Annotated in this window: 22 protein-coding genes; 2 read left to right on the forward strand and 20 right to left on the reverse strand. The window is 48.0% G+C overall.

Annotation, left to right across the window (positions count from 1 at the left end):
* Window position 1 precedes the first annotated feature (1 nt).
* The 3 genes from Q0380_RS09895 to Q0380_RS09905 are packed head-to-tail and all read right to left on the reverse strand — an operon-like array spanning window position 2 to window position 3,511.
* A complete protein-coding gene (locus Q0380_RS09895; protein WP_298051785.1) occupies window positions 2-931 on the reverse strand; it encodes an NADH-quinone oxidoreductase subunit H in 930 nt (309 codons plus the stop codon).
* A gap of 10 nt (window positions 932-941) precedes the next feature.
* Window positions 942-2,915 carry a proton-conducting transporter membrane subunit gene (locus tag Q0380_RS09900; protein WP_298963265.1) on the reverse strand — a complete coding sequence of 658 codons (1,974 nt, stop codon included), beginning with the start codon at window positions 2,913-2,915 and terminating at the stop codon, window positions 942-944.
* A complete protein-coding gene (locus tag Q0380_RS09905; RefSeq protein ID WP_005871891.1) occupies window positions 2,912-3,511 on the reverse strand; it encodes a 4Fe-4S dicluster domain-containing protein in 600 nt (199 codons plus the stop codon). The genes Q0380_RS09900 and Q0380_RS09905 overlap by 4 nt, the downstream gene beginning before the upstream one ends.
* A 394-nt stretch (window positions 3,512-3,905) precedes the next feature.
* Here Q0380_RS09905 and Q0380_RS10560 point away from each other — a divergent pair, with 394 nt between their 5' ends.
* Complete coding sequence (locus Q0380_RS10560) at window positions 3,906-6,173, forward strand: molybdopterin-dependent oxidoreductase (protein ID WP_366806693.1); 2,268 nt, start codon at window positions 3,906-3,908, stop codon at window positions 6,171-6,173.
* Between the two features lie 746 nt (window positions 6,174-6,919).
* Here the strand turns inward: Q0380_RS10560 and Q0380_RS09920 are convergent.
* The 5 genes from Q0380_RS09920 to Q0380_RS09940 all read right to left on the reverse strand — a co-directional run bounded on the left by Q0380_RS09920 (window position 6,920) and on the right by Q0380_RS09940 (window position 11,083).
* On the reverse strand, window positions 6,920-7,060 hold the full coding sequence (locus tag Q0380_RS09920; protein ID WP_298963267.1) for a hypothetical protein: 141 nt from the start codon (window positions 7,058-7,060) through the stop codon (window positions 6,920-6,922).
* Window positions 7,061-7,127: 67 nt separating this feature from the next.
* Window positions 7,128-8,321, reverse strand: coding sequence for a TRAP transporter substrate-binding protein DctP (gene dctP, locus Q0380_RS09925; protein ID WP_298963269.1), 1,194 nt, complete (start codon window positions 8,319-8,321; stop codon window positions 7,128-7,130).
* 1,067 nt (window positions 8,322-9,388) lie between these two features.
* Complete coding sequence (locus Q0380_RS09930) at window positions 9,389-9,631, reverse strand: hypothetical protein (RefSeq protein ID WP_298963272.1); 243 nt, start codon at window positions 9,629-9,631, stop codon at window positions 9,389-9,391.
* Complete coding sequence (locus tag Q0380_RS09935; protein WP_298963274.1) at window positions 9,621-10,673, reverse strand: 3'-to-5' oligoribonuclease B; 1,053 nt, start codon at window positions 10,671-10,673, stop codon at window positions 9,621-9,623. The genes Q0380_RS09930 and Q0380_RS09935 overlap by 11 nt, the downstream gene beginning before the upstream one ends.
* Window positions 10,670-11,083, reverse strand: coding sequence for an Rrf2 family transcriptional regulator (locus Q0380_RS09940; protein ID WP_177387765.1), 414 nt, complete (start codon window positions 11,081-11,083; stop codon window positions 10,670-10,672). Before Q0380_RS09940 ends, Q0380_RS09935 begins: the two co-directional genes overlap by 4 nt.
* A 104-nt stretch (window positions 11,084-11,187) precedes the next feature.
* Here Q0380_RS09940 and rpsO point away from each other — a divergent pair, with 104 nt between their 5' ends.
* The gene (gene rpsO, locus Q0380_RS09945) at window positions 11,188-11,460 is read left to right on the forward strand and encodes a 30S ribosomal protein S15 (protein ID WP_005871877.1); all 273 of its coding nucleotides are present in this window, start codon (window positions 11,188-11,190) and stop codon (window positions 11,458-11,460) included.
* Window positions 11,461-11,907: 447 nt separating this feature from the next.
* Here the strand turns inward: rpsO and cmoA are convergent, their stop codons facing one another.
* From cmoA to Q0380_RS10005, 12 genes are all read right to left on the reverse strand, one after another.
* Complete coding sequence (cmoA, locus tag Q0380_RS09950) at window positions 11,908-12,612, reverse strand: carboxy-S-adenosyl-L-methionine synthase CmoA (RefSeq protein WP_298963277.1); 705 nt, start codon at window positions 12,610-12,612, stop codon at window positions 11,908-11,910.
* A gap of 940 nt (window positions 12,613-13,552) precedes the next feature.
* Window positions 13,553-14,935 (reverse strand): riboflavin kinase, encoded by a 1,383-nt coding sequence (locus Q0380_RS09955; RefSeq protein ID WP_298963280.1) that lies wholly within the window; start codon window positions 14,933-14,935, stop codon window positions 13,553-13,555.
* Entirely contained in the window at window positions 14,935-15,447 is a 513-nt protein-coding gene (locus Q0380_RS09960; RefSeq protein WP_298963283.1) for a lipocalin family protein, read from the reverse strand. The genes Q0380_RS09955 and Q0380_RS09960 overlap by 1 nt, the downstream gene beginning before the upstream one ends.
* Window positions 15,437-16,651, reverse strand: a complete 1,215-nt coding sequence (locus Q0380_RS09965; protein ID WP_298963286.1) for an SAM-dependent methyltransferase — start codon at window positions 16,649-16,651, stop codon at window positions 15,437-15,439. The genes Q0380_RS09960 and Q0380_RS09965 overlap by 11 nt, the downstream gene beginning before the upstream one ends.
* Window positions 16,648-17,232 (reverse strand): hypothetical protein, encoded by a 585-nt coding sequence (locus tag Q0380_RS09970; RefSeq protein ID WP_298963289.1) that lies wholly within the window; start codon window positions 17,230-17,232, stop codon window positions 16,648-16,650. The genes Q0380_RS09965 and Q0380_RS09970 overlap by 4 nt, the downstream gene beginning before the upstream one ends.
* The gene (gene ligA, locus Q0380_RS09975; protein WP_298963291.1) at window positions 17,229-19,235 is read right to left on the reverse strand and encodes an NAD-dependent DNA ligase LigA; all 2,007 of its coding nucleotides are present in this window, start codon (window positions 19,233-19,235) and stop codon (window positions 17,229-17,231) included. Before ligA ends, Q0380_RS09970 begins: the two co-directional genes overlap by 4 nt.
* A complete protein-coding gene (locus tag Q0380_RS09980) occupies window positions 19,232-19,369 on the reverse strand; it encodes a hypothetical protein (RefSeq protein ID WP_298963292.1) in 138 nt (45 codons plus the stop codon). The genes ligA and Q0380_RS09980 overlap by 4 nt, the downstream gene beginning before the upstream one ends.
* Window positions 19,359-20,081, reverse strand: coding sequence for a 3-deoxy-manno-octulosonate cytidylyltransferase (gene kdsB, locus Q0380_RS09985; RefSeq protein WP_298963294.1), 723 nt, complete (start codon window positions 20,079-20,081; stop codon window positions 19,359-19,361). Before kdsB ends, Q0380_RS09980 begins: the two co-directional genes overlap by 11 nt.
* On the reverse strand, window positions 20,078-21,616 hold the full coding sequence (gene thrC, locus Q0380_RS09990) for a threonine synthase (protein ID WP_298963295.1): 1,539 nt from the start codon (window positions 21,614-21,616) through the stop codon (window positions 20,078-20,080). The genes kdsB and thrC overlap by 4 nt, the downstream gene beginning before the upstream one ends.
* 121 nt (window positions 21,617-21,737) lie before the next feature.
* Window positions 21,738-22,595 (reverse strand): acetylglutamate kinase, encoded by an 858-nt coding sequence (gene argB, locus Q0380_RS09995; RefSeq protein WP_298963297.1) that lies wholly within the window; start codon window positions 22,593-22,595, stop codon window positions 21,738-21,740.
* An 18-nt stretch (window positions 22,596-22,613) separates the two neighbouring features.
* Window positions 22,614-23,729, reverse strand: a complete 1,116-nt coding sequence (locus Q0380_RS10000; protein WP_298963300.1) for a tetraacyldisaccharide 4'-kinase — start codon at window positions 23,727-23,729, stop codon at window positions 22,614-22,616.
* On the reverse strand, window positions 23,722-24,858 hold the full coding sequence (locus Q0380_RS10005) for a DegT/DnrJ/EryC1/StrS family aminotransferase (protein WP_298963303.1): 1,137 nt from the start codon (window positions 24,856-24,858) through the stop codon (window positions 23,722-23,724). The genes Q0380_RS10000 and Q0380_RS10005 overlap by 8 nt, the downstream gene beginning before the upstream one ends.
* Window positions 24,859-24,867 lie beyond the last annotated feature (9 nt).

Raw genomic sequence — 24,867 nt, forward strand, 5'->3', positions numbered from 1 at the left:
CTTAAAATCCTACTACGTAAAGCGTTAATGCCGCAAAAGCAATGGCAAGAGCGCCGCATGAAATTTTGCGCATGCTCGAAGTCATTCTAAAGCGCGGTCCAAAGTTGTCGATGAAAACGGCTGCTACGTAAAATACGCCGGTTTTTAGCACAAAGATTATGATCGCTAAAAGCGGATTGCTAAAATTCCACGGCTCAAATATCGTTAGGAATAATCCGATCATCGCAAATTGCTTCAAAATAAGCGCCGCTTGCACTAAGCCGAGATCGCTGCCTGCGTATTCGCCAAGTAGACCTTCCTGAAGTTCTTGCTCGGCTTCGGCAAGATCAAATGGCTTTCTGCCGGTCTCGACATACATACACCATAAAAACGCAATCGAAGCGACGGCAAAGCTTGGAATTTGATAGCCGATCTGACCGCTGCGTACCATCTGCTGGATCTCAACTAAATTTGAAGTTCCCGCAGCCATCATTACTACGATTAGGCACATTATCATCACAGGTTCGACAAAAACGGCAAGCATCTGCTCGCGTCCACCGCCGGTTGCCGCAAAAGGGTTACCGCTATCTAGCGATGCCGCACCGAATACGAAGCGCAAAAGCGCGCCTAGATATAGGATAACGAAAATATCCGAATACGCTCCGAAAAGAGTATCTTTGCTGTATGTAATAGGAATAGCCGCCAAAATCGCTGCCGAAGTAGCGAAAAGGAAAAACGGCGCCCACCTAAATACCCAGTGGCTGCACGCAGGAACGGTTCTGCCGCGCTTAAAAAGCTTAATAATATCGCGGTAAGTCTGGAAAAAATCGCTTCCTTGTTTCGACTGAAGCTTGGCTCGAAGTTTTCTCGCCATACCGTCGAAAAGTGGAGCGACTAGGACGATAACCGCGACTTGAAATATCATTAAAAATATAGTTTGTATAGTCTGCATCTTAAACCTCCTAGATCAAGAAATATCCGACGCCCAGTATCGCGCAAAGATAGATTAGGATGTAAAGCGTATATAAATTTGCATAGCCGCTTTGAATAATTCCTATCTTATCGGCGATCTTCTTACTCCAATCGATTACCGGTTGATAAATCATCGTCCACCAAATGTCTTGTGGGTGGTTGTGATACTCGATCGGTCCGAAGTAGCCGTTTTGCTCTATTCTGCGTTTATGACCTCTAAATAACCAGTCCATAATCTTTCTTAAATCGCCGGTAAAAGGACCGCCGGTCATCTGCATGCGAGGGCTATATTTAAAGCCGCACGCCCAAGGATCTGTCTCGCGAGGTTTGTCACGATTTGCTTTCATAACCGCTAGGATGATAAACGGAAGCAGCATTGTAGAACACAAAATCACTGCAATAAGAGGAGTTGAAACGATACTTCCCAAAGGCGAAGTGATTGACGAAGCGCCTAGGCTTGCGACATACCCGCTATTGGAAGTGATAGAATTTACTGCCTGCATTATGTAATCAACTATGAAGTGTGCGCCTACGCCAAATCCCACGCAGCCTATCATCAAAATGATCATTCCTAAAACCATTCCTAATGGGCTTTCTTTTGCATTTTCCCAAATTTTTTCATCTCTTGGGGTTCCTGCGAAGATTACCGCATAAAGCTTAAGGTGCATACCGACCAAAACGCCGGTGAGTGCAAGAGCGACCACCGCTAAAGAGAAGGCATATCTAATGAAAATTCCGCTTTCCTTGGCACCTTGAAGCATTCCTTGATAGGTAAACCATTCTGAGACGAAACCGTTTACCGGAGGAAGCGCTGCGATACCCATGATACCGATAAACATACCGACGGCAGTTAGAGGCATTTTTTTAGCTAGCCCTCCTAGCACGTCCATATTCTGCGTATGAGTAGCGTGGATTACTGAGCCTGCGCATAAGAATAAAAGGCCTTTGAATATTGCGTGGTTTACTACGTGGTAGCAGCCTGCTAAAAATCCGACTGCAGCTAGCGTTACATTGCCTGCTGCGACGCCGTAAATTCCGGTGCCAAGACCCAGCAAGATAATGCCGATATTTTCAACCGAGTGGTACGCAAGAAGCGCTTTGAAGTCGTGCTGGCACAACGCGTATAAAACGCCGAAAAGCGAGCTGGCTGCTCCTAGGATCAAAACTGCAAGTCCAAAATAGATGCTTAGCGGCAAAAATAACGTAAATTTAACAAGCGTAAAGAGCGCTACTTTAATCATAACGCCGCTCATCAGTGCAGAGACATTCGATGGAGCCGCAGGGTGAGCTTGCGGTAGCCAAACGTGAAAAGGCCACATTCCCGCTTTTGAGCCGAAGCCGACCAAAAACAAGATGAATGCTGCTACAGAAGCGCCCATCGGCATATTTACTTTTCCCCACTCCGCAAATTCGAAGCTGCCTGCGTAGTTTGCAATGATAAGTAAGCCACAGGTGATACAAAATGCACCGATCTGCGCTATACCTAGATATACCATAACGGCTTTGAGCGTGCCTTTGCCATCGTTTACTATGATTAGAAATGACGAGATTAGCGTCATAAGCTCCCATAAAACAGCGAAGCAAAATACATTATCTGCACTGATAACTAAAAGCATAGATAAGATGAAGGTATTAAATAAACATGCAAAAACGCCGATATTTGCCTTTCCGATATATTCCTCGGCGTAGCTCATACCGTAAACGCTGCTTGCAAAGCCTATAAAAACGACTACGAAGCTGAAGAAATTTCCAAGCGGGCTTAAAGCAAATTTTGGCGCATATAAGAAAGTACCGCCCAAAACGAAGCTATCGCTTATGCCCATATTGGCTACGAAATGACACATCGCATAAAAACAGCTGATAGCACCTAATCCAAATCCCACCTTAACGGCAGTTTTTGGAGCGCAGTATAAAAGGATACTAATTACTGCACTGACGATAAATAAAGTATAGACGCTTATCATTTTGCGCCTCCTTCTTTTTTGGCGACGCAACTGATTTCGCCGTTTAACACGTCTTTTGCAAAAGCATTAGCCGCATCGTAGTCTATCGCAAAGCCCAATTTATGCTTACCTTCTTTAGGATCTATCATAATGATAGCGCTGGTTGGGCAAACCTCGACGCATGCAGGACCGTTCTCGCGTCCGTTGCATAGATCGCATTTGATGGCGGTGCTTTTGGCGCCCGCCTGGCTTTCGATCTCTAGATAATACTTCGGCTCGACCGCATAATTTACTGACGGCATAAGCTCGGCATTCGAGCTGATCGCGCCATAAGGACAGGCGAGCGTACACATCTTGCATCCGATGCAAATTTCTTCGTGCAATTCGATATAGTTATTATCGAAGCGAAGCGCACCGGTAGGACAGACGTTTGCGCATGGTCCGTCATCGCACTGCCTGCACTGCGTAGGCATAACGCCGTAAGCCTGTCTAAGCACGGTAAGTCGCGATTTAGCAAGCTTACCGCGCTCGTAGGCACTTGAGTAACAGGCTGCCATGCACGTCGTGCAACCGATACATCGTTTGTAATCGCAGATTACAAATTTATGTTGTTTCATACCTTTCTCCTTGACTTAAGGAATTTTAAAAATTTTTTACTAAAAATTTTGGTGTAATTATATTTAAGTCCGTAAAAAAATTCCGTCATTTATCTGACGATATTTGGAATTTATTTGATAAATTTGCTTTCAAAGCTTAAATCTAAAAACTAATTTCTTTTTTAAACCGGTTCGTTGATTATTTACTTTAAAAGTCTAGTATGTAAGTATTGAAGTATATTTTAAAATTTAAATTACTACTTAAATTACCCCAACTTACTCCTAATTATAATTGAAAAAATTCTTTTAGCTTAAGGCAAAATTTCAATTTTATTTTAGGTAAGAATTTATATAATTGTGCCGAAATTGCATATATGGTAATTTTGCATGTTTAGTATTTTCGAAAGGAGAAAATATGGCGAATAAAGGCAAGGTCATATGCCCTTATTGTGGCACAGGCTGTCAAATCGAGCTGACTGCGGAAGACAATTATATCAAATCCGCAACCGGCGTAAGCGACAACCCCGTAAATCAGGGTTGTTTATGTTTGAAAGGTTATTACGGATGGAATTACGTAGGCTCTAGAGATAGGCTTACTACTCCGCTAATTCGTAAAAAGAATGGCAAATTTAGTAAAGACGGCGATTTGGTCGAGGCTAGCTGGGACGAAGCGCTTGATTTGGTTGCTAAAAAGATGCTAGAAGTCAAAGAAAAATACGGCGCCGACGCGATAGCCGGAAACTATTCCGCACGCTGTACGCATGAGGATAACTACGTAGCGCAGAAGCTACTTAGAATTTTAGGCACGAATAATATCGATCACTGCGCGCGCATTTGACACGCTCCGACTGTGGCAGGTCTTGCCAAAACAATCGGTAACGGGGCGGCTACAAATAGCTTTACTGAGATCGGAACTCACAGCAACTGCATTATGATGATCGGCTCAAACCCGGAAAATGGCCACCCGATCGTAGCTATGCACGTTCAAAGAGCGCTAAATAGAGGCGCTAAACTCATCGTCATTGACCCGGTTAAGACGGAATTTGCAAATCGCGCAGATATCCACCTCCAGCTTGAGCCGGAGCACAATATCCCGGTTATAAACGCTTTAATCCATGCTATTATCGACGAGGATTTGGTAAATCACGAATTCGTTGAGAAATACACCAAGGGTTTTGAATATGTAAAAGAGGCGGTTAAGGATTATTCGCCTGAAGCCGTAGCCAAATACACTAGGTTAAACGCTGAAGATATTAGAAAAGCGGCTAGAATTTACGCTACTACGCGCCCTGCGGTTATCACGCACGGCATGGGTGTAACTCACTTCAACCACGGCGTGGGCGCGGTCTGCGACATTTCAAATTTAATGCTTGTAACGGGCAACGTAGGCGAGCTAGGCAGTGGCGATCTACCGATCCGCGGACAAGAAAACGTTCAAGGCTGCTGCGATATGGGAATGCTTCCTAACGTATTTACCGGCTATAAGGCTGTAACCGACGAGAGTGCCCGTGATTGGTTTGAGCGCCAGTGGAATTTGCCGAAAGGTCATCTAAATGGCAAGATCGGTATTCATAAAACCGAAGTGCCTGACGCAATTCTTGATGGTAGGGTAAAATTCTTCTGGACGATGGGCGAAAACCCGGTTATGACCGATCCGAACGCAAACCACTTCTTGCGCGCGATTTCGCAGGTAGAGATGTATGTGATCCAAGATATTTTCTTAACCGAGACGAGCCGCAAAGCAGATGTTGTGCTTCCTGGAGCTTGCAGCGGCGAGAAGGAGGGCACTTATGCTAACGCCGAGCGCCGCGTACAGCATAGCGAGATTGTAGTTGCCCCTCCGGGACAAGCTAGACAAGACTGGGCTATCATCTGCGAGCTTGCCAGACGTTTAGGTCTAGGAGATTATTTCACATTCCAATCTCCAGAGCAGATTTGGGAAGAGGTACGCAGGGTAGCTCCGCACAACTACGGCGGAATGAGCTATTACCGTATCAAAAAATACCACGGACTTCACTGGCCGTGCCCTGATGAGAATTCTATGGGCGGACCTGCATTGTATCTTGATAAAAAATTCTTTACCCTGGACGGTAAAGGAAATTTCGTCCCAGTTCTATTCGTGGATGATAAGAGCAAGATCGAAAGCGCCAAAGAGGAATTCGCAAAGCGTATGAATATGCCGAAAGATTATCCTGTAATGGCGGGCTCGGTCGATGAGAAAACCGACGAGGAGTTCCCGATCCAGCTTCTAACTACGCGTAAGGTTTACGAGTACGCAGGAGGCGCGATGACTAGGCGCTCTAAGACCGTCGAGCAAGGCGGCGACGCGATAGGACCGATTGCGGAAATGAATCCGAAACTCGCCGAGCGATACGGAATTTCACAGGGCGATTTCATCGTCGCGTGGAGCCGCTACGGCTATATCGCGATCAAGGCTGACATTACCGAGTGTATAATGGACGGTATCATTCAGATGTCTTATCACTACTGGGAGAGTTGCTGCAACGAGCTAACTAGCGGCGGCTGGGATCTAATCGCTAAAACGCCTACGTTTAAGGCAGCGATTCAGATTAAAAAGATCGACGAAGAGGAATTTTTGCGTATCCGCGAGCTTAAGCGCATTAAATTTCAAACCAATAAAGTCGTTTACGACGACTTCCACCACCATCCGATTAAATTCTAAGAATTTAATCTTATCCGTAGATTCGGGGGCTATGCTTCCGAATCTACTTTTTAACAATCAATTCAAATAATATGAAATTTTGGCGATTTAGCCGTCTTGCAGTATTTTAAAGATCAAAGATTTCAAAATTCAATCAATTCAGCGATATTTTAATACGCCTCTTCGCGTAGTTGCACTATCGATAAGAGGGCAGTTGAAATTTATCTGCTATTGCGTTAATAGATGTGGCGGCAAGAGATCAGCCGTTCGTGATTTAACAAATCCTAATAAATTTAGTTTTAATCAGAGCGGCATAATAGAGTAAATTTTAAAGATAAGCATGATAATAAGACTATTTTATCGCGGCGAATCTTACCAAATTACATTATTGATTAAATTTTAACGCGTACAGGCTGATTTTATGCGAATTAGTCTATATTGTCAAGTAGCGCTGTAATTTTAATAACGCAAATGCAATTTTTGTGATTTTAATATGTAAATGCAAAAGGCTCATAGGCTTTTAAGGCGCTAGACGCGGCTTTTAGTCTTAATGGTCGCAAATGCCGATTTCTAGCATAGCTGGAGTAGTTTCGCGTTTCGTCTGAAATCCATAAATTTTGATTTTAAAATTTTAGATTTAAAATTCCGAATTCCGTCGTGCTTGGAATTCGGAATTTTTAGAATTTTGTTTCATCGCGTGTTTTTTGCGTTCTATTTCACATGAGAGTCGTTCGCTGCGCTAGATCACGCTGCTTGCGATGTTAAAGTTATTGCGCCAAAGCTTCTGCCTGCTTGCGAACCAGATTTATGAACTGGGCTCTGATATTGAAGTTATTGCGCCAAAGCTTCTGCGGCAGAATTCCATCTACTTTATTAAAAGTAGTTAGAATTTCTGCCGCTTGTCGCACTTGAGTTACTTATTGCGCCGGTCTGTTCGTCGCGCTTTAATTTTTATCGCTCATAGTGCCCGCTGTTTTACTTTGTCGCGCCTAAATTTTTGCCGTCCGTCGCGTTAGAATCGCTCGCAGCGCCGTGATTTTCGCTGCTTGCAGAATCTGAGCTCGTCGCACCGCTAGAGCCTGCGGAGATTGGATTTGCTAAGCTTTCGCCCGCGATACCGCTTACGTTATTTATGTAGGCTACGGTGCTTATTTTATTCCATTCTCTACCGATTTTCAAAAACGCGCGCTGGCTGTCTAGGATCTCTTTAAACATCGGATCTTTCGCCGCTTCCTCGTCTAAGATTTCATTCGTTGCTTTTTTAAGCGCGGCTATCACGTCCGCAGGGAAGTCGCGCACCTGCACGTCCGGAAACTGCGCTTTTAGCTCTGCCCAAATGCGAGCGTTTTCGTAAAAGCCCTTATTTTGGAAGTTCTCTCCGGCAAGTCTTGCTGCAGCCTCTAAGATCGCTTGAAGATCCGCAGGCAGCTTCTCTAGCGCCTTTTGATTTACCAGCAGCTGGCAGTCTCCCATAGGTTCTTGCCAGCCTGTGTAGTAGTATTTAGCCACTTTATGAAATCCAAGTGGCATATCATAGACAGGGCTTACCCACTCGACCGCATCGATCGTACCCATTTCTAACGCCATAAATAGCTCGCCCGTAGGCACCGTGTTTATAGTAGCGCCCAGCTTGCTCATCACCTCTCCGCCTAGCCCCGGTATGCGGAATTTAAGCCCTTGCAAATCTGCAACCGAGTTGATCTCTTTTTTAAACCAGCCGCCCATTTGCATGCCGGTAGATCCCATCAAAAAGGTCTTCATGCCGTATTGTGCGAACATCTTATCGTTAAGCTCTCGTCCACCACCATAGTAATACCACGCGTGCTGCTCATCAGTAGTCATACCGAAAGGCACCGCCGTCCAGAGCATAGTTTTGGCGTCTTTGCCTTTATAATAATAAAGCGAAGTATATCCTAGATCGTATTGTCCGCTTTTGACGAAGTCGAAGATGCCAAAGCTTGCCTTGTGCTTGCTCGGCGTATCGATGCGGATCTGAAGCCTACCACCGCTAAGGCTTTCGGCATAGTTTTTAAAATCCTCAGCAGCAGCGCCCAAAACGGGCGTAGTCGCCTCCCACGTACTAGCAAGTCTTAGGCGATATACCTTATCGTCGCCGAAAAGCTGCGAGCCCAAAAGCATGAGACATGCAAACAAAAAAATCTTTTTCATTTCTATCCTTTCATAAAGTTTTAAATTCATAAAATTTCAAAATTTAGCGCGCCGCCGGCTTAAAATTTAATCGCGTCCTGCGTTACTACTACGGAATTCTGCTTCACGGTGTCTATTTTATCGACACGTTGCTTTCTATTCTATTTTACGACGCTTCATCTTATAGGCACTTTGCTTTGCAGACGTCTTATTTCGCGATATTTTGTTTCTAAGCGCCCTGCCCAAGCTTTTTGTTTTACGATACCTGGCTTTGCGATGATAGAGCGCCGCGTTCGTTTTAATTTTGCCGCGTTCGGGCGTACTTACCTGCACCTGCGCTATATCTAGCGATAATATTTTATCAAGCGCGCTTGCTTAAAAGCCTCTGGCAGCGGACCTATTTTGCTTAGAAACAACAAAAGTATCTTAAAATGCCATCTCTGCGCTTTTGCAGATAAAATTCTCTTTTTCTTTCAAAGCGAGCTTTGTCATTTCAGCAAGCTTAGACGCTACGCCATTTCTTTGATCTTAGACGGCAGAATCGTACTTTTAAATTTAAAATTCCGCAATCTGCGCACTCTTTGTACCGCATCGGTAAGCGGAGACTGCGCCTTTATATTTAAATTTTGCGCCTTAGTTAAGCACAAAATTCCGCGCGAAGTTTTGATGCAAATTCCGCGCGAAGCCTAGATTAGAATTTTACGAGCCACCCCGCGTTGTCTAAAATTTTTTGCAAAATCCCGTGCTGCAAAATGCACTTAAAATTTTAAATTTGCTATTGCGCGGAATTTCTTAGCGTAAATTCTAAGCCTTGAAATTTTGCTCTTGTTTGACAGCATAAAATTTTAAAACAAAATTCTACAGCCATCATGCCTTAAAATTTTATTCGCAAAGCTTGTTTGCTAAATTTTAAAATTTTAAGTCTAAACCCGTAAAATTCCGTATTCCGCATTTTAGAAATTCTATTTCGCAAAATTTTATCTCGCAGATTTCGCTCCATAAATTTCTGCGCTCAATGAAATTTTACTCCGCATAGTTTGCGCTTCGTAAAATTTTATCTCGCAAAATTTCGCTTAAAATTTCGCGAGCTAGCCCTTATTTTCAAATAACTCCGCGTGTTTGCCGCGCAAAAACTCCACCACGGCGATCACCTCGTCCGCGCCGCTAGCGTCCGAGTTCGCAAGCACTGTGTCGATGTTTTCGATGTATAACTGTGCCGCATCAGCGAGCCGCTCGCGCTTGATGCCCGCATAAAGCAGCATCGCGTCAAGCAGGATATTAATCTCGTAGATGAGGTCTTGCTCGGCGATTTTTTCGTCATTATTTTTCATCTTCTTCCTTTGAAATTTGAGTTTTTTTCTCGATTAGATCCACGATTTGCGCCTTTACGGCTTCGTACGAGCTCGCGTCCTTAAAGCCCGCAAACATCCCGCCGCTCGCGTTTACGTGCCCGCCGCCGCCGAGGAGCAGCTTTGCCATTTCGCTAACGTCGATCTTGCCGTCCGCGCGGAAGCTGAGTGTTTTCTTGCTCGTTACGTCGATGAAAAAATCGACATCAGGGTTTTGCGTCAAAAAGTCGTTGCCGATGACGCTTACGTTGCCGATATTGTAGGTCAAAATGCCCTTTTTATCGAGGTAGCTGATCTCAAAGCGCTGCTTTTGCGTGCTTAGGCGGGCGACTACGAACTGCGAGACGAGATTGCTTAGTGTATCGTCGCGCTCGCTTTTAAAAAATTCCTTCTTTATGCCGTGCAGCGCGCTATCTAGCGCGATGTGTGCGCTCGGCTCGTCTTGAAATTTAAAAATTTTTTCTAATAGGAAAAAGATATAATCCCTGCTCTCCCGCTCAAACATGATCTTATTGATCTCTTTCGCGCCCGAGACCATGCCGAGGCAGACTTTGCCGAGCTCAAACTCCCTCTCGTCTTTCAGCCAGATATCCACGGCGTTTACGACGCGCACGAGCTTGTCCAGCCGCGTCTCGCCGCCGAACATCGCGCTGAAAAAATCATAGGTGATCTTCGTGGCGCAGCGCGATGAGTCCAGGAAATACCACGGGAATTTTTTTGCGCACTCAAGTCCGCTTTGATGATGATCCAGAAGGATCATGCGGGCGTTGCGACGCGCCAGCTCGCCGCTAAATTTCTCGCACTGTGCGGGCAGTAAATTTAGATCGGTGATTAAAACCAGGCTTTTTTCGTCCGTGTCTGCAGCGAGCCGCTCATCGATACGAGCGAGGATGAGATCAAATTTTTCGTTTATCTCCTTGCCGTAGTTGGCGTTGAAAAATTCCACGTCCGTCAAGTAGTGCGCCGCGACGAACTGCGCGCCGTAGCCGTCTAGATCGGTGTGGCTTAGGTGATATATTTTCATTTGCGTTCTTTGCCGATGATGTCTGCTAGCGTGATCGTATCCATATACTCATCGACTTTCTCTTGAAGCTCGCCAAACATTAGATTGACGCGGCATAGCGTGCGACCGTTCGGGCAGGCGTCGATCCCTTCGGCGGTGCAGTCAAATACCGTCGCCTTGCGTCTTTCGGCGCTTTTGATGATCTCGCTTAGCGTGATCTCGTCCGCATTGCGCGCGAGCACAAAGCCGCCCTTGGCGCCTTTGAAGGAATTTAGAAGCCCCGCACGAGCTAAATTTTGTAAAATTTTAGCCAAAAAGCTGCGTGAAATTCCAAGCTCGCTAGAGATCGAATCGACATCCATCGATTCCTCCTTACCCGCGATGCAGATCATTGAAAGCAGGGCATATTCGCTTGCTTTTGTAAAAAGCATTTATTCTCTCCTTTGGTCTGAAAACGTGCATTTTACACAAAGAAAGCAAAAATTTAGGTTAATTAAGTATAATCGCTTCCTATTTTACCGATCAGGAGGTCATCATGGCTTTAGACACGGCTCAAAAAGCACAGATAGTTGCGAAATTCGCTAGAAGAGAGAAAGATACGGGCTCTGCGGAGGTGCAAATCGCGCTTCTTACCGAGAGGATCACGCTTCTTACCACTCATTTGCAAGCAAATCCGAAAGATTTTTCATCTCGCTTAGGACTACTAAAGCTAGTAGGTCAGCGCAAAAGAATGATGAAATATCTTAAAAACAAAGACTACGCAGTTTATTCCAAGCTCGTTAGCGAGTTAAATTTAAGAGATAAATAAGCTCCTTTGCTCGCGGCGGCGTTTATTTCGTCGTCGTGACTTATATGCGGCGTCCGTCAAATGGCGAGCGCTTTTTTATGCCCGGAATTTAGATAGCCACATTTTTTCAATCTTTGAATTTTTTGAGAATTTTGTAAAATTTATGAATTCTGCTTAGATTATGAAATTTTAAAATTCCATAGAAATTTTGAAATTTTGCCGGATTATAATAATTTGCGCAGTTCACATCCGCGACGGATTTTTGAAATTACGAGCGGCAATAAATTTTATCTGTGCCGTCTTGCACGCAGCCAGAATTATATATTCGCGCTGTTTGTATCAAAATTTAATTGTCAAATTCCAAAAATTTGGATGAAGCTTTACTATGCCGCCAAAAATAGGGCGGCTCTTAGAATTCCGTTTTTTGGAATTTTTTAAAAATAATTTTGCTTCTTGCAATTTGAACTTTTATTTAAACGCCGCGAAGCTCATAAAATTCGCCCATTTAAAGATACTCTCGACGCGCTTAAAGCCTGCGCCCAGCGCCAAAGCGCGGTTTTCCGCCTCCGTGTAGGGCACGAGTACGTTTTCGAGCGCCTCGCGTTTTTGCGCGATCTCGTAGCGCGAATAGCCCTGCGCGCGCTTGTAATCCTCGTAAATTTCGATCATCTGACGCGCGAGCGCAGGCTCTTCGTAGATAATCTTTTCGCTAAAGATCAAAACCCCGCCCTCTCGTAATCCGTCGTAAATTTTACTCACTAGCGCGGCGCGGCGCGGCGGCCTGATGAACTGCAGAGTGTAGTTTAAAATCACGGCGTCGCAGTCCGCGAGGCTCGCATCCAGCACGTCCGATACGCTAAGATCGAGCTTCGCGCCGAACGCTGCCGCCTTGGCGCAGGCGTTTTGTATCATCGCCTCCGAGCTATCGATGCCACACAGCCGCAGATCGGGGCGCAGCGCAAACAGCGCCAGCAGCGCGGTCGCAGTCGAGCAGCCAAGATCGATCACGCGGGCCTTTTGTGGCAGTATCCTCGCCAAAAGCTCGCTACTAAGCCGCGTGCTAGCCTCATAAAACGGCACGCTGCGCCCGATCATATCATCAAAAACCGACGCGACGCTGGCGTCAAACTCAAACTGTTTTTTGATAGGCTCTTTAAAAATTTCGTCTTTCATCTGTTTCCTTTTTTAGTTTCGCTATTCGCGCAGCACTTGATTTATACTTCCTACGCATGCTAAGCGCATAATTCTCACGCTGTGCTTCCTGCACTTACGCGACACTCTATTTGCGACCGCTACGCATGGAATTTTTGCGCTTAGTTTGCCCTGCGCGAAGCATACCTAAGTTTTAAAGGCAGCACGGGCGCTTTTGATGCAAGCGAGCCGCATCCCAGTTTGCGCCCAACTTCTAGCCCGGATATGCTCGATGCATGATTAAATTTCACGTCTTGCTTGACAGACTCTAAAATTCCGTGCCGTGCAAATACATTCTTAAAATTCTACGCCGTATTTAGCGGGCTTAGAATTTCTCAACATTAAATTTTACGCCGCCAAATCTCGCACTGCCAAAACAGCTCCTTTAAATTCTTTAATTACTAACTTAAACTAAAAGCATAGCCAAAGCTATATTGGTAGAATTTTACGCCTATTTTGCGATTTTACGCGCCGCAAAAATAGAGGCGCTTGGCAAAATTTTACGTTTGACTATGCGCATAATTTAGCCGCTTGACTCTTGCTTAGCGGCTTAGCCCTGCTAAATTTTAAAGCTTCGCAGCGCAACTAAGATTTTTTATCGCCCTTAATTTTTGGCGCGGCTTGCACTTGCCTTGTTTTGCATGAGCTGAAGCTCAAGGTGCGTTAAAGTCCTGCAGGTGGTACGTCGTTAAAATTTAACGACTTTTTAGCAGCTTGCGCGCCGCTTTTGTGTACACTTCCCATATGGCATCGCAGACGCAGACGGTGCGCCAAGCATCCTCGGAGGCAACGGGCACACGACTTTTATACGGGACGACGCAGATGGCTCACATTTAATGCGCCGTAGATGCAAAACGCGGGCAGACGCATCAAATCAAGCGCACAGCCCGCAAATTTCATTTTTAAGCTTACAAGCCGTAGATTAAAATTTGCGGCTTCGTAGTACCGCCTCCGCCTTCGAAGCGTCTTTTAAAATTTGCTCCTTAAGCCGCGCTAGATCGCTAAATTTGCGATTTTCACGTAGGAACTTTATAAATTTAACGCAGGCAAATTTCGCGCCGCCGTTTTTGTCCGTAGCCTCTAAAATTTTATTCTCGGCGTCCAAGCTCTCGCTCGCCGCAAAATTCTGCGTAGAAATTTCGGTCGAATTACGCGCCGAAATTTCATCTAAATTTTGCGCAGAATATGCGGCTTGCCCCCCGCAGCACGGCGGGCGATCTTGCGCAGAATTTAAACCCGCCTCAAAGCCTGCAAAGTCCCCTAAAATGTGCGTTTCAAGCGCAAAAGCCCCGTCGGTGCTAAGGCGCTCTCCCACAAAGCTCACGCTTTTATATCTTGCGCCGCACACGCTCGTGACGGTTGCGTAAACGCCGCTTTTTGGCATAAAATAGCCGCTCGCATCAAGATTTAGCGTCGCTACGAACTCCCGCGCCCCGCGTCCCTGGCCGCGTACGATCCGTCCGCAGATCTCGTAATCTCGCCCTAAAAACTCCGCCGCCGCTTCGCACTGGCCGCGCGATAAAAGCTCCTTGATCCTGCTTGAATGCACGCCGTCGCCGCTTAAGCAAAACTCCCCTACGACGCAGGTTTGCCCGCTAAATTCGCGCCGCAAAAACTCCGCACCCCACGCTCTGTCGCGCCCGAACCGAAAATCCTCACCGACGACAATTTTTTGTAAATTTATGAAATTCTGCCTTAAAAGTGCGATAAATTCGCCTCCGCTAAGGCTTTTGATAGCGCGCAGATCGCAATAAAAAATCTTTTTGTCCGTAAAAGCCTGCCGCGACGCAAAAGGGGTGAGCTTCGTGCCACCACCTGCTAGGATTACGATTATTGCGCCTTGCTCGCCTAGGCGCTCAAATAATTTTTGATGTCCAAGGTGCATGCCGTCGAAATTGCCGATTGCTACGGCGCGCACATTATCGCGGTTTGCGCCTTGTAGCGTTACGAAAATCTCGCCACGTATGAACTGCTCGCTTAGGCGCGCACGCAGCACTTCCGCACAAGCAGGAAGCGTGCCTTGAGCTTGCGCGTCTACGCCATTGCCGCAAGTGCCGCCATAAGCCGTTTCATTGTTGCAAGCGGCGTCGGTGTCTGCTTCATCTGCGCAGTGCACATCGCCGGTTTTGTTTTCACTGAGCTCTTGCCTTGGGCGTTTGATATTTTGAGATGAATTTTCTCCATTGCTTGTGAAATTCTGTTCCGTAAAATTTTGCAAGTTGGAATTCTGCGTTACGAAATTTTGCTCTTTAAAATTCCGTAGCGAAGCCTCTGTATGGTCTTTACATGATTTTTGATTAGCCATTATTGCTGCTTCGTCCAGATAATTTTTTTGGTGTCGTAGCCGCTGTGCTTCGCCTTTTTCAGATAGACGATGCGGATCGGCTCGGGCAGGGTTTTGGTGCGCGAGAGGATGTAAAGCTCGCTCGTATCGGAGCCGAAGATCAGGGCGTAGCGATAGTCGCCGTCCACCTGCGCCACGCGGTAGAGGGAGTCGGAAATCAGGCCTTTTTGATAGAGCAGGCCTACGTTTTTATCGCCCGCAAACTCCAACACGTGCTGCTCGTTTTCGATTTTACCAGAGCTTGTTTTGGCGGTTTTTAGAAGATTAATCGTAGAGTTTTTATCGATAAAGCACTCGTACGCGGTGTTTTGCAGATCGCCGCCGCCCTTCATGCGAGCTATCTCATACCAGCCGCCGCTAAATTTAGAGATGTCGAAATTTTTTACCAGCGGCGCTTTCGGGCTCAGACTTTTGGCGCATGAGCCCAAAAATAGCGCGCAAAACGCCAATATAATTAAGTTTTTAAATTTCATTGTTCATCCTTTTTAGAAGATAGAAAAATTCCCTATTTCCCTCTTTGCCCGTGATTTTGCAGGCGCTAGCGTGCAGCACAGCAAGCCCCAGCTCGGCGCATAGCCGCTCAAATTTTGCCCGTGCGCCGTGCGCCGCTTTTTCGTCTTTGAGCACCCCTTTTTTATTTCGTTTGATCTCCGCGCCGACTTCAAATTGCGGTTTAAATAGCACGATGAGAGCGCTTTTTGCAAGGCTCGCGAGACTTTTTAGGATCAAATTTAGCGAAATGAAGCTCACGTCGCAGGTAATTAGATCAAATTTTTTCTTGCTTGCAAACTCCCTGATGTCGGTGTTTTCGCGCACGATCACGCGAGGGTCACGTCGCAAAATTTCGCTTAGCTGCGAGCTACCGACGTCAAGCGCGGTCACGCTCTTTGCGCCGCGCTGCAATAAGATCTGCACGAACCCGCCGGTGCTGCTGCCTACGTCCAAAACATCGGCTCCCGCTAAATTTAAAATATCTTTTTGCGAGGGCTTTGTTTGTGCTAGCTTCGCGCTGCCTTCACTGCAGCGCGCGCCCACCTTGCCGCCCGATTTGGAGGCTTTCGCCGCATTTAAAATCTCTGCCGTCTCGGCGTCTGCGTCCGTTTGCAAATGCCCTGTCGTCTCGACTCCTGCGCTCGTCTGTAAAAATTCCACCGTTTGCTTGCCTGCACCGGTTTGTAAAAGCTCCGCCGTTTCGGCGCTAGTTTTTGCGGTACGGGTCGTCGCGGTATTTGTTTCTGCGATCTTTGCCGTCGTCGCGCTTGGAATTTCGGTCGTCTCGTCCGCGCCTAAAATTTTATCCGTAGCCGCGAAATCTGCGCTTGAAATTTGCGTCGTTACTTCGCCTGCTTTTTGCGTCGCTGTCGCTTTGCTATCCGCGCCCTTCTCGGCGCTGTACGGCTTTGAAATTTCTGTCGCCAAGTTAGGCGAATTTGCGCCGCAGCTTGCTAAAAGACCGTTTTCAGCGAGCTCGTCCAGAAAGCCCGCAAGCTTGAGCGCGCCCCTGCTTACGTAAATTTGATCAATCGCGCTGATTTCGCCGCTCTGCTCGGGCGCAATCTGCGCGGAGGGCCTGTTTTGCACGGCGCCACGCAGCAAAATTTTATTCTGCTTTATCAGTGCGGTAGCCTGATTTCTGCTGATTTTAAGCGTGTTTGCTACGAGCAGATCAAATCTCATTTTGTTTTTTCTCCGCGCCGCGATGAAACCTTAAAGCTTGCGCGGCTTTTGCGCGGCCTTGGGTTTAAAATTCTATCGCACAAAGCAAAGTCGCGCGCAGCAGTGCTACGCGGCTCAAATTTTACGCTGCACGCCGTAAATTTAGCCATACTGCGCGTTGCAAATTTTAGCTCGCCGTGCGTTGCAAATTTTATCTCGTCGCTAGCAAAAATTTTAAAATTTTTCCTATCGGCGCAGTATTCGCGCGCCGCAAAATTTGAGATATTCTCGCTTGCAGCCGCATCTATCGGCGTCGCGCCCGCCGTTTTAGCGCCGCGGCAGACGAAGCCCGCGCGCCTCGCAGAAACCGCCTCCCGGTTTGCCATTTTTGAGTGCGCCTCAAAGCCTGACGATACCGCGCCGACCGCTCGATTTGCTACCCTCGCTTTTAGCGGCAAATTTACCGCCCCCTCACACTCTTTAAAATTTTTAAAATTCTCGCGCTTCGTAAAACACGCAAGCGTCGCAGGACGGAGGTTGCTTTTAAAATTTAATCCTGCGCCGTTTGCGTGTGGGTTCGGCACCCAGCAAAAAACCTTCACTCGCCGCTCCCCACGAGCGCTTCAAGCTCGCTCTTGCTAGGCGAATTTGTACCGGTCGTCGCTAGGCTCGCAAGCGCTTCAAACTCGCTCTCGTCGATCACTCGCACGCCAAGCGAGCGAGCTTTTTGCAGCTTGGAGCCCGCTTCTGCGCCCGCAAGCACGAAGTCGGTCTTGGCAGATACCGAGCCCTGCACCTTCGCGCCCATTGCCAAAAGCCTGGCCTTAAACTCGTCGCGCGGACGGCTGAGCGTGCCGGTGATAACGACGCTGCGGTCCGTGAAAGCGCTTTTAGTGGTCTGCATCTGGGGCGCGCGCGGCGTGATGATTTCGCTTAAATTTAGAATTTTTTCGCGATTTATCTTGCAAAACTCCGCTAGGCTCCTTGCCATCGCCTCTCCAAAGCCTTCCAAGCGCAAAATTTCATCCTCGCTCGCATCCAGCCAATCCTGCCCGAATGCCGCGGCGATCTTGCGCGCGGCCACCTCGCCGATGTGCTCGATCCCCAAAGAAGCGATGAAGCGCTCAAGCGGCGCGTTTTTGCTCGCATTTATCGCGCCCAAAAGATTTGAAATTTTTTTATCTGCAAAGCCCTCAAGATCCGCCAAATCCTGCGCGCCGAGGGCGTAAATATCGCTGATCTTTGAAATTTTGCCGTTTTCAAAAAGCTGCGTAATCGTCGCGTCGCTTAGCCCTTCGATATTCATGCATTTTTTGGAGCAGAAATAGATCAGTGAGCCTATCACACGCGCCTTACAATCGATGTTTTGACACTTTATGAGCGCGCCTTCGTCAAGCAGCTTCTCGCCGCAAACCGGGCAGCGATCCGGGCGCGAAATTTCGCTCTGCGTACCGTCTCTGCGCTGTTTGAAAACGCTCGTGATCTTCGGGATCACGTCGCCGCTGCGGATGATGCCTACGAAATCGTTTTTCATCAGCCCCAGCCGCGCGATCTCGTCGAAATTATGAAGCGTCGCATTTGAAACGTTCGCGCCGTCGATATTTACACTATCTACGACGGCTACGGGGGTGACCGCGCCGGTGCGGCCGACCTGTAGATTGATCTCGCGCAGCCGCGTTACCTTTTCGACTGCGGGGAATTTGTACGCGACCATAAAGCGCGGGAATTTCACCGTATAGCCCATCTGCGCACACTTTGAAAGCTCATTTACACGGATTACCATGCCGTCAAGCATCAGGTCTTTGCTCGCGCGCATGCTATGTAGCGCCTCGTACGCGCTCCTGATCTCGCTTGCGCTCTTACAGATGCGGCAAAACTCGTCGCGTAAGAAACCTAGACTACGCACAAATTCCATTATCTGCGAGTGCAGCGCAAAGTTTAACGAATGCTCGCCCACTCCCCACGGGATAAATTTTAGTTTCCGCTTCGCTACGATCGCGCTATCTAGCTGGCGCAGGCTTCCTGCGGCGGCGTTGCGTGGGTTTGAAAACAAACTCTCGCCGTTTGTGGCGCGCTCGTCGTTTAGCGCGTCAAAATCGCTCTTTGCGATCAGCGTCTCGCCGCGGATCTCGATCCTTTGCGCGTAGGGGATCTGAAGCGGCACCGATTTGATAGCTCTTGCGTTTTGCGTCACGTCTTCGCCTATAAGCCCGTCGCCGCGCGTCGCCGCGCTTATCAGCACGCCGCCTTCGTAGGTTAAATTTAAGCTCGCGCCGTCAAATTTCGGCTCGACGTAAAACTGCGCGCCGCTTTTTTCGCCGCGAGCTAGCCACGCCAAAAGGTCCGCGTCGTCGAAAATATCCTCCATCGACCACATCTGCGCGCCGTGAGCGAGCTTGGAAAAGCCCTCGCTGATCGCGCCTCCGATGCGCCGCGTAGGCGAGTACGGCAGCGCGAGCTCGGGGTTTTGCTCCTCGAATTTCTCCGCTTGCGAATAAAGTTCGTCGTACTCCTCGTCGCTCGCGATTGGCTTATCGTCGGTGTAATATGCCCGCGCCCACGCATTTAGCGTATCTACTGTGGATCTGTATTCATCGTAGTTCATCTTGTGCTCGCATCTTTAAATTTTAAAATTCCGCGCACCGCTAAAATTCCATGCGCTGCTAGAATTTTACGCTCCGCAGCGGGCCCCTGCGCTCCAAACGCTACGGCGCATAACGAGTAAATTTTAATTTCCATTGCCGAACTCCTTTAGCGCGCGCTCGTAATCAGCCGGCGTGTCGATGCCGATGCTTGCAGTCTCGATACCTAGCATCGCGATCTTCTCGCCCGCGCTTATGGCGCGAAGCTGCTCGAGTTTTTCGGTATCTTCCAGCGCTGAGGCGGGCAGGGCGCAAAACCGCTTTAAATTTCGCACGCTGTATGCGTAGATGCCGATGTGTCCGAGGTAGCACTCGCATGCCGCGCGTGGATAGGGGATGAGCGAGCGCGAAAAATAGATCGCAAAGCCCGCATTATCAAGCACTAGCTTGACTAAATTCGGATCCGCCGCCGCCTCCTGGCTTATGTATTTGTAGCAGCTTGCCATAAATGCGCCCTTTTGCGTAATCATGGCGTTGGCAAAATCTTTAAATTTAATCAAATTTTCGCTCTCGAAAAATGGCTCGTCGGCTTGGATATTGATGACAATCTCGTCGTCCGCAAGCGCTGCGTTTGCGACCGCTTCAGCGATGCGATCGGTACCGCTTTGATGCTCGCGCGCGGTGAGAACGGCGTCAAAGCCGTAATCTTGCGCGATCTTTAAAATTTGCGGCTTATCCACGGCGATTAGCACGCGATCCGCTTTGGCGGCATTTTGAGCCGTTTTGATAAACATCGGCATGCCGCCAAACTCACATAAAATTTTATTTTTAAAGCGCGTCGAAGCAAGGCGCGCGGGGATTACTATCATTTTTTGATCCACTCCATTATGGCGTTTTTGATCTCGCTTTGCTCCACGACGCTAGAATGCACCTGCGGCGCGCTAAAAAGGCGCGAGATCTGTGGCGGAATGTCGCTGCGAAATTCCTTCGAAAGCGCGATCATATCGGCTCGCTCGTCCTCGCAAGCCCTGCCTTTAATCGCGCCGATCATCGACGGCGTAAATTTAATCCACTTGGCGGTCGAGATGACGAGATTTAGACGGCTTTCGTCAAGTAGCTTAAAGCAGGTCGCCGTGTGCGGGTCGATCAGCACGCCGCGGCTGCTCTCTTGCTTGATAAATTTAGCGCACTGCGCATCGTCGCAAAAATCCGCCTCAAAAATCTCCTGCAGCTTCGCAAGCTCGCTCGCGCTAAGCTTATAAAATTTATCTCGCGCCAGGCTTTGCATCAGCTCGCTCGTGCGCGCATCGCCGAACATATCGCTAAGCAGCCGCTCGACGTTGGAGCTAACTAAAATATCCATCGCAGGGCTGATCGTGCGGATGAGCTCGCGCTTTCGTAGATCGTAGATGCCGCGCGTAAAAAGCTCGGTCAGGATATTGTTCGCGTTTGAAGCGATCTTGATTTTGCCGATCTTTGCGCCCATTTTTTTGGCGAAATACGCTCCTAGCGCGTTGCCGAAATTTCCGCTTGGCACTATGACGTCGAAGGTGTTAAATTTAGCGCTCTGCGCGCTGTTTGCGCCCGTCGCGCTAAAATTTTCGCCGCACGCCTGGCACTGATCGCTTTGCTTTAAATTTTGCTCGGGGCTCAATACCCCGTGCTTTGAGAAATAGATGCTAGCGTAGAGGTAGTAGATGATTTGAAATAAAATCCTGCCGAAATTTACCGAGTTTGCGGCGCTTAGATTTAAATTCGCCCGCGCGAGCTCGTTTCTGAAATCATCGTCAGCCAGCAGCGATTTTAGCGCGCGTTGCGTATCGTCGAAGTTGCCGCGCACGCCTAAAATTTTAAGATTTGCCGCGCTTTGTTTGACCATCTGCTGGCGCTGTATCTCGCTCGTGCCGCCCTGCGGGTAGAGGCAGACCGCTTTGATATTCTCGTCGTCCGCAAAGGCCTCCAGCGTCGCAGGCCCCGTGTCGCCGCTCGTGGCGCACATTATTAAAAATTTTTCATTCCTGTATTTTGCGATGCTCTTTAAAAGCGCGCCGAAGGGCTGCAGCGCCATATCCTTAAACGCAAGCGTCGGGCCGTGGTAAAGCTCCAAAATATAGGCGTTTTCGCTTAGTTTTTTGATCTGGACGGGGCAGGCGGGATTTTCAAATTTATCGTAGCGCTTTAGCGCGCTCTCAAAGACCTCGCTGCTTACGTCAAAATCGAAGCTCTCGATAATTTTAAGCGCGATCTGTTTGTAGCTCAGCTCCTCGCACTGCTTTAAAAAATCCTCGCTCAAAAGCGGCAGCCGCTCGGGGCTGAAAAGCCCGCCGCCGTGCGCGCTCGGATTTAGCAGCGCGTAGCTAAGATCCGCTTTTTGCGAAAAATCTCTCGTTGAAACCAGTTTCATCTTTTTCCTTTTTAAAATTTTAAAATTTACGCCCGCCTAGGCGCTTTAAATTTGATCGCTTAGGTCGCTTGCACGGATTTGCGGCATTGCCGCTTTAAGCCTGCCGCCTCCGCGCTCGCGCCTAAATTTCTTCCTTTATCAAACTTCCTATACCGCCGTCCGTGAAAAGCTCAAGCAGGATCGAGTGCGGAATTTTGCCGTTGATGATATGCGCGGCATTCGCGCCGTTTCGCACGCATTGCAGGCACGCATCGACTTTGGGGATCATGCCGCCTGCGATCGTGCCGTCCTTTTTAAGCTTCGAAATGAGCGCGGCATCGAGTTTGCTGATTAAATTTCCATCTTTATCAAGCACGCCGTCAATGTCGCTTAAAAATATCGCCTTGCTCGCTTTTAGCGCGGCTGCGATCCTGCTGGCGCAGAGATCGGCGTTGATATTAAAGCTTACGTTTTCGTCCGCCTCGCCGCCCGCAAGCGGGGCGATCACCGGCAGATAGTCCTTTTGCAGCAGGTCGTTTATCAGCTTGGTGTTTACCTCGGTGATCTCGCCTACGAAGCCGTATTTTTTCTCATCGAGGAATTTCGCTTTCAAAAGCCCGCCGTCCTTGCCGCTGATACCGATCGCGGGCGCGCCGTTTTGGTTCAAAAGCGCCGTGATCTCTTTATTTACCGCGCCGCTTAGCACCATCTCGGTAATTTCGATCGCGTCTTTACTCGTTACGCGAAGCCCGTCCTTAAACTCGCTCTGCACGCCGATCTTATCCAGGGTCTGATTGATCTTTTTACCGCCGCCGTGCACGACGATAATCTTGATGCCGACCATATGCAAAAGCACGATATCGCGGGCAAAATCAAGCTTGAGCGTATCGTCGGTTTGCGCCGCGCCGCCGTATTTGACGACAAAAATTTTATCTCTAAATTTACGGATATAGGGCAGCGCAGAGATGATGACTTCGGCGGTTTTGCTCTTTTTTATCATAAAATTCCTTTAAAAACCTTATTTTATCATAGCTTGGTTTATGTAGTTTTGAATTTTGCGGATAAAGTTTTCGCTTAGCTTTAAATTTAGCAAAATCACCGAAATTTCCGCGCCAAAATCCCTCAATTTCACGTAATCTTTCGCCGTGCAAAGGATATGCTCCGCGCCCTCGCGTCTTAGCAGCTCTAAAATCTGCTCTTTTTTGAAATCATAATGATCGGGGAAGAACGCGTACGCTTTTACGAGCGGCAAAAAGCGCTGCAAGCGCCAAGGCTTGGCGATAGCGCTGATTAAGATCGTGCGGGATCTCTCAAGACCCGCTTCTTTGGAATTTGAAATTTTATCCGCAGCCGCAGGGTTTAAATTCGAAATTTCATCCGCGGCGCGATTTAAATTTAAATCCGAAATTTCATCTGCGGCAGTTTTTAAATTTAAATTTGAAATCTCATCCGCAGGATTTGAAATTTCATCCGTGCCGTTTAGCGCGCCTTGTAGATCCGCTGCCGAAACGATCTTAAAGCCCTGCGAAATGTCGCTCGGCGCGGGTATGAAGTCTGCAAATTTATAAAAAAACGGCGGGTAGCGATACGCGGCGAATGGCAGGCAAAAGGGCAGCTTGGGCGCGCTTTGCGGGCGTAGCAAGATATCAAATTTAGAGATATTAAATTTGGAAAACCCATCGTCTAAGATCACCAGCTCAAAGCCGAGAGTTTGCGCGCGCAAAATCCCTGTGGCGCGATCTTCGCTGACGATCACGTTTGCGCCGCGTAAAGACAGCGCGTACTCCATCGCCTCGTCTCCGCTTTGCCGTACGTCGCAAAGTATCCGCCCGTCGAGCGCTACTTCGAGCAAGCCTCTGCTTTTGCGCCCGTATCCGCGAAGGATGATGCATGTTTTGAGCTCCCAGTTAAATTCTTTAAAAAGCGCCCGCACTAGCGGGGTTTTGCCGCTTCCGCCGAGGGTTAAATTTCCGACGCTGATTATTGGAATTTTAAATTTTTGCGGCTTAGCAAAGAGCCTTTTTAGGCATACGATCAGCGTATAAAGTAGCGATAACGGCGCTAAAATCACCCCTAGCGCAAGCCACGCGGGGCTCGGATCGTATAGGTTTCGCTCGATTAGGAGTTTAAACACGATTTTGCGCTATCTCTTTGATCTGCTCGCAGATGTAGCTCACATCGTCGTCGCTAAGCGCCGTGTAGATCGGTAGGGATAAAATTTGCTGATAGTTTTTAAGCGCATTCGGGAAATCATTGACCTTGTAATTATATTTGCTTTTGTAGTAGCTTAGCAGATGCACCGGTACGTAGTGCAGCGAAACGCTCACTCCGCGCGAGATCAGCGCCTTGGCGAAATCGTCGCGGTTTTTGTCGATCTTTACGATGAATTGAGTATAGATATGCTCCTCGCTGTCGCTTGGAAGCGTCACGTGAGGGCAGTTTGCGAGCTGCTCACGGTAGGCTGCGGCGATCTGCTTGCGGCGCTTTATAAAAGCGTCGGTTTTTTCAAACTGGGCGATCGCGTAGGCGGAATTTATAGCGTTAAGATCGTATTTTTGACCGATGCGATCGACGTCGTAGGTAAAGGACATATTACCGTCTTTGTAAAAGGCGTCTCCCACGATGCCGCCGTTTCTTAAAATTTGCGCGGAGCTTGCGATCTCATCATCGTTCGTGACGAAAAAGCCCGCCGTAGAGATCGCGTCTTGCGCTTGAGGATTGATCTGAAAGCACGATATGAGCGAGCTTTTAAGTGCTCCGATTTTTGCGCCCTTATAAGTAGCGCCCATAGCGCGGCACGCATCGTCGATGAGGATGATATTTTCGCTTTTGGCGACCTCGCTGATGGCGTCTATATCCGCAGCAAGCCCCGCGATGTGCGAGATGAAAGCGCATTTTAGTTTCTTGTGGCGGTTTTGATCTATCGTGCGAGCAAGGCTTTCGCTCGTGATATTAAAGCTTATCGGATCGATATCTACGAAAACGGGCTCGGCGTCGAAGTGGCGGATCACTTCGGCAACGTTAGGGAAGGAATTTACGGAGCATAAAATTTTATCTCCGCGCTTAATATCCATCGCGCAAAGCGCCAGATGCAGCGCCGTCGTGCCGCTCGTGGTCGATACGGCATGCTTTACGCCGAAATATTTACAAATATCCTCTTCAAAAATTTCGCTATATCTTATATCGCTGTTGTAGAGGGCGCTTTTGATTAAGTCTTCCTCTTTTTTATCGATTTGAGCCTTATAAAACGGTATCTCTTTCATAAATCTCTC

The organism is uncultured Campylobacter sp. (assembly GCF_937959485.1).
In the GTDB taxonomy this organism is placed as follows: domain Bacteria; phylum Campylobacterota; class Campylobacteria; order Campylobacterales; family Campylobacteraceae; genus Campylobacter_B.